Annotated in this window: 6 protein-coding genes; 2 read left to right on the top strand and 4 right to left on the bottom strand. The window is 63.7% G+C overall.

Annotation, left to right across the window (positions count from 1 at the left end; genetic code table 11):
• The 4 genes from A5906_RS35590 to A5906_RS35575 form a co-directional block, all read right to left on the bottom strand.
• Positions 1 to 548 (bottom strand): ABC transporter permease (locus tag A5906_RS35590; RefSeq protein WP_245327073.1); only part of this gene is annotated, 548 nt, incomplete at its 3' end.
• On the bottom strand, positions 545 to 1,561 hold the full coding sequence (locus A5906_RS35585) for an ABC transporter substrate-binding protein (RefSeq protein WP_080139819.1): 1,017 nt from the start codon (positions 1,559 to 1,561) through the stop codon (positions 545 to 547). The genes A5906_RS35590 and A5906_RS35585, both read right to left, overlap by 4 nt.
• A gap of 23 nt (positions 1,562 to 1,584) precedes the next feature.
• Positions 1,585 to 2,364: a class II aldolase/adducin family protein gene (locus tag A5906_RS35580; protein ID WP_080139762.1), complete on the bottom strand. Its 780-nt coding sequence runs from the start codon at positions 2,362 to 2,364 to the stop codon at positions 1,585 to 1,587.
• The gene (locus A5906_RS35575) at positions 2,361 to 3,224 is read right to left on the bottom strand and encodes an ABC transporter ATP-binding protein (protein WP_080139818.1); all 864 of its coding nucleotides are present in this window, start codon (positions 3,222 to 3,224) and stop codon (positions 2,361 to 2,363) included. The genes A5906_RS35580 and A5906_RS35575 overlap by 4 nt, the downstream gene beginning before the upstream one ends.
• Before the next feature lie 223 nt (positions 3,225 to 3,447).
• On the opposite strand from A5906_RS35575, the gene A5906_RS35570 reads away from it, so the two are divergent.
• Together A5906_RS35570 and A5906_RS35565 are read left to right on the top strand one after the other, a co-directional pair.
• Positions 3,448 to 4,164, top strand: a complete 717-nt coding sequence (locus A5906_RS35570; RefSeq protein WP_201723816.1) for a GntR family transcriptional regulator — start codon at positions 3,448 to 3,450, stop codon at positions 4,162 to 4,164.
• Between the two features lie 68 nt (positions 4,165 to 4,232).
• The gene (locus A5906_RS35565) at positions 4,233 to 5,012 is read left to right on the top strand and encodes an SDR family oxidoreductase (protein WP_080139761.1); all 780 of its coding nucleotides are present in this window, start codon (positions 4,233 to 4,235) and stop codon (positions 5,010 to 5,012) included.
• Positions 5,013 to 5,121 lie beyond the last annotated feature (109 nt).

Below are 5,121 nucleotides of genomic sequence, written 5' to 3'. Positions count from 1 at the left end.
AGCTGGCGGTTGGAGGCGCCGAAGCTGCGCATCAGCGCGACCTGCTTGGGATCGACGGTCTCGAGGCCCAGCAGCGTGTTCACCGTCACCGGAAAGAAGGTCAGGTAGAATGCAATGATCGCCTTGGCGAGGAGGGTGTTGCCGAACCACAGCACCACCAGCGCGCCGAAGGCGATGACCGGAATGGTCTGCGACACCACGAAGATCGGAAAGATCATTTCCCGCAGCGCGCGGACACGGAAGAACAGGATGCCCATAAGCACGCCGAAGGCGCCGCCGGAGGCAAAGCCGATCAGCGTCTCCGCAAGCGTGCGCAGGAAGCCGTCGATATAGGCGCGCGGCGTCGTCGCCATCGCCATCAGGATCGTGCTGAGGCGCGGCAGATAGTAGGGGCGGATGCCGAACAGCAGCACCGCGCCTTCCCAGATCACCGCCGCGATACTGAGGCCGAGAAGGAGCCAGATCAGCTTGCGCAGCGAATCCGGCATCGTGGTCGACCGCGCAGCCGCGCGGCCGTCACCAAGCGATGTCGCGGCGGAGCTGCTCACGGCAGCCGGTCCGCCGCAGGGATGCTCTGGATGAAGCTTGCGTCATAGGCGGCGGCGAGATCGACCGGCTTGGAGATCACGCCGTACTTCAGGAAGAAGTCGTGGGCGGTCTTCACCGCATCGGCATCGATCCAGAACATGCCGTTTTTCGCGGCCGCGCCTGAAGTCATCAGGCGCTTCACTTCGGTGAGCATGAACTCCTGCTGCGCGCGGTCGAGCGTCGGCGCCGCGGCCATCACGGTGTCGACGGCGCCCTTGGGATCGGAGAAGGCGTCCTTCCAGCCCTTGAGCGAGGCGCGCAGGAATGCCTTGACCAGCTCCGGCTTCTCCTTGGCGGTGGCCTCGGCCACGATCAGCGTGTCCCGCGGAAATGTAATGCCGTAATCCTCGGCGACGAAGGTCTTCAAGCTGTCCTTCGGCATGCGCGACTGGATGGTGTAGAACTCGTTGTAATAGGTCGCCGTGACCACATCGACGCTGCCATCCACGAACGGCGTCACCGAGACCTGCTGCGGCTGGATCTTCAGCTCATCCGGCTTGATGCCTTCCTTGGCGAGCATGCCGGACAGCACGTGATTGGCGCCGGTGAACCAGGTGGTGACGGTCTTGCCCTTGAAATCCTGGATCGTCTTCACCGGACCGTCCTTGCGGGTGACGAAGATGAACGGCGTGATCTGGTGCGAGACGCCGATGCAGACGATCGGCAGGCCCTTGTCGCGGGCGGCGAACACGCTGTCGGTGCCGCCTGAGAGGCCGAACGTGTCGGCGCCGGTCGCGACCAGATTCTCGGTGAGCAGATTGGGTCCGCCGGGATTGATGGTGAGCTCGATGCCCTCGGCCTTGTAGTAGCCCTTGGCGGCTGCGACGTAGAAGCCTGCAAACTGGGCCTGCGGCAGCCATTTCAGGCGCAGGCTCGCCTTCTGCGGCTCGGCTGCTGGCGCGGCCGTGACCAGCGAGCCGGTCGCCAATGCGATGGCGGAGAGAACGGAGAAGGCGCGGCGTCGGCTCAACATGGTCATACTCCAGGCGATGAAAATCAATTGCGATAAGACGGATCGGTGCGATCGAGCTGGCGCATCAAGGCTGGCCATTCGCGCTCGCCGGGCACGAGGATGTCGCCCTGCAAGTCCCAGAACTGGCGGGCAGCCTTCTCGCAGACCTCGTGCGGCGGCATCACCAGTTTGGCGCCGGCTGCGGCTGCCGCCTGCATCTGGAGCTGGATCCGCGCAGCGCGCTCGAAATAATAGAGCAGCATGAAGGCTTCGCCCGGCGTCCGGCCGACCGTGAGGATGCCGTGGTTGCGCATCAGCATGACCTTGTGCGGACCGAGGTCGCGCACGAGGCGCGTCTGCTCGTCGAGATCGATGGCGACGCCTTCGTAATCGTGGAAGGCCTGGCGGTCGTAGAAGCGCATCGCGAACTGGCTGAGCGGCAGCAGGCCCTTTTCCTGCCCCGAGACGGCGACGCTCGCGTCGGAATGGGTGTGCAGCACGCAGGCCGCGTCGTGGTTCGAGGCGTGGATCGCGGCATGGATCACGAAGGCGGCGACGTTGACCGCATGAGGCGTGTCGTCGAGCTTGTTGCCCTTGGTATCGATCTTCACCAGGGTCGAAGCCGTGATCTCGTCGAACAGCAGGCCATAGGGATTGATCAGGAACTGATCGGCGTGGCCGGGCACGCGAAGCGAGATGTGGTTGTAGATCAGGTCGTCCAAGCCGAGCCTGGCGACCATGCGATAGCAGGCCGCGAGCTTGATGCGGGCATCCCATTCGGCCGGATCGATCCCTCGCGGCTCTCTGGATGGCATCGCGTTCATTGCGGCTTCTCCTGCGCGATGGAGGACTGGAAGGATTTCATGCTTTCCTCCTCGATCGCATCGAGCAGTGTGCGCTTGAGGCGGACGAATTCGGGTGCGGTGACGATCTCGGGGCGGCGCGGGCGGGGCAGGTCGATGACCTGTTCGAGCTTCACCGAGCCGGGACGGGCGGTCATGACCAGCACGCGATCGCCGAGGAAGATCGCCTCGTCGACGTCATGGGTAATGAAGAGGATGGTGCGGCGGTATTTCTGCCAGACGTCGAGAAGCCAGCGCTGCATCATCGCCCGCGTCAGCGCGTCGAGCGCGCCGAACGGCTCGTCCAGCAGCATCAGGTCGCGCTCGAACAGAAAAGTGCGCATCAGGGCGACGCGCTGGCGCATGCCACCCGACAACTGGTTGGGATATTGCTTCTCGAAGCCGGCGAGGCCGAACTCGGGCAGCATCTTCAGCGCCTTGGCGCGCGCCTGGTCGCGCGGCATGCCCTCGACCTCGAGGGCGAGGATGGCGTTGTCCACCACGTTGCGCCAGGGAAACAGCAGGTCGCGCTGCGGCATGAAGGAGACGCGGCCGAGCAGTTCGGCGGCGTGGCAGCTCTTGCCCTCGAAGCGCAGGATGCCGCCGGCATCCGGCTCTTCCAGGCCTGCGACGATGTTGAAGAGGGTGCTCTTGCCGCAGCCGCTGGGGCCGACGACGGTGACGAACTCGCCGGGTGCGATGCTCGCCTGAAGCCCGGACAACGCTGCGACGGCACCGAAGGTCTTGTCGATCGCGCGCAGCTCGAGCAGCGGCTCAGGCTTCGGCTGGGCCTGCGGGGCCTCGATGGTTGGTCCGGAATCGGGGAGGCGAGCGGCCTGCACCAGCATGTCCTTGTATAATGGCGGCGGCCATTCGCATACGAAAGCGGGCCGCGTCGAAATCTCTTAGCAACTCGTGTGCCAGTGCGATTTTCAGGCAAATCAGGCATAAGACTTGCGAGGCCAGCGACGAAAAGGTCGAAGGAGGCGCGTCTCCCGGAGAGAACGGCTCATTTTGCTGAGATGTGAGGACCAATATGTATACTTATATTGGTATCGGAGAAACATGATGGCGAATATCGGTGCACATAGTGGAGGCAAGCGCGTCAAAAATGGGCACGAAACCCTTGTCGCGAGCCCCGGCATGACGCTCGCCGAGAGTCTGCGCCAGAAGCTCGAGGGGGCGATCGCGGCGGGCCATCTCGAACCGGGTAGCCGGCTCGACGAACAGGAGATCGCCCAGCGTTTTGGCGTCTCGCGCACGCCCGTGCGGGAGGCGTTCCGCCTGATGGCCGCCAACAATCTGGTCGAGCTGCGCGGCCGGCAGGGCGCAACGGTCCGCAGTATCAAGGCGCAGGCCTTGATCGAGATGTTTCAAGTCATGGCGGAGCTTGAAGGGCTCTGCGCCCGGCTTGCCGCAAGGCGCGTCTCCCAGGCCTGGCGCACAGAAATAGGCGAGATTCATCAGCGGCTTGTGGCGGCAGGCGAAACTGGCGACATCGATGTCTTCTATGACATCAACCAGGAATTCCACGAAGCCATCTACGAGGCTTCGCGCAATAGCTTCCTGGCGGATCAAACCCGCAAACTGCGCAACCAGGTGGCCGCCTATCGCCGCCGGGTGACGCGGATGCCGAACCGGATCGTCGATACGGTCCGCGAGCATGAGGCGATCATGCAGGCGATCCTCGCGCACGACCCGGAGCGGGCACACAGCGCCATGCGGGACCACGTCAGCCTGCTTGGCGACAACCTCCTGGACTTCCTCGCCGCCTTCGAATGATCTCTCCGGCCGCTTGGTATGCAAATTGCTAGACTTTGTATATCTAGTTTGCATCCTGGAGACCCGGAGTGGACCTGAAGCTGACGAACAAGACCGCCCTGATCACCGGCGCGTCGAAAGGAATTGGACTTGCGGTGGCCGAACTCTTCGCCGCCGAGGGGTGTCATCTCCATCTTGCCGCCCGCAACGGCGAGGCGATGCTGGAGGCCAAGAAGGCCCTCGAAGCCCGCCATGGCGTGAAGATCACCATCCATGCGCTCGATCTGTCGAGCACGTCTGCGATGGAGAAGCTCGCGTCCGAGGTCGGCGATATCGACATCCTCATCAACAATGCCGGCGACATCCCGGCCGGCTCGCTGGAAATCCTCGACGACGCCGCCTGGCGGCGCGGTTTCGATCTCAAGGTGTTCGGCTACATCACGCTGTCGCGCCTTTATTATCCGCGCATGAAGGGCAAGGAGGGCGTCATTATCAACATCATCGGCAATTCCGGTGAGAACTGGGACGCGAGCTACATCGCCGGCTCGACCGGCAATGCGGCGCTGATGTCCTTCACCAAGGCGCTCGGCGGCCGCAGCCTCGACCACGGCGTGCGCGTGGTTGCGGTCAATCCGGGGCCGGTTGCCACCGACCGCATGCTCAAGATCATGAAACGCAAGGCGATCGACATGCTCGGTGACGAAAGCCGCTGGGAGGAGCTGTTCGACAAATATCCAGGCAAGCGGCCTGCGACATCGGAAGAGGTCGCCGACCTCGTCGCCTTCCTGTCCTCGCCGCGGTCCGGCTACATCACCGGCACCGTAGTGACGATCGATGGCGGCATCGCCGCGCGCGGCTCGGTGATCTGAGGCGTCGATGTCGAAGCCTCAATCCGCTGCGCTGGTCCGCAATCGCTATTTCGATGAGCTCTCGGCGGAGCCGGGACTCCATTGGCTCGGCCAGAACACCAACCATATC

The sequence above is a fragment of the Bradyrhizobium sacchari genome (genome assembly GCF_002068095.1).
GTDB lineage: Bacteria > Pseudomonadota > Alphaproteobacteria > Rhizobiales > Xanthobacteraceae > Bradyrhizobium > Bradyrhizobium sacchari.
This window is presented reverse-complemented; position numbering and strand designations above follow the sequence as displayed.

Coding starts and splice junctions, on each gene's coding strand:
- A5906_RS35585 (WP_080139819.1), bottom strand. CDS start 1,561: ATGTTGAGCCGACGCCGCGCCTTCTCCGTTCTCTCCGCCATCGCATTG.
- A5906_RS35580 (WP_080139762.1), bottom strand. CDS start 2,364: ATGAACGCGATGCCATCCAGAGAGCCGCGAGGGATCGATCCGGCCGAA.
- A5906_RS35570 (WP_201723816.1), top strand. CDS start 3,448: ATGATGGCGAATATCGGTGCACATAGTGGAGGCAAGCGCGTCAAAAAT.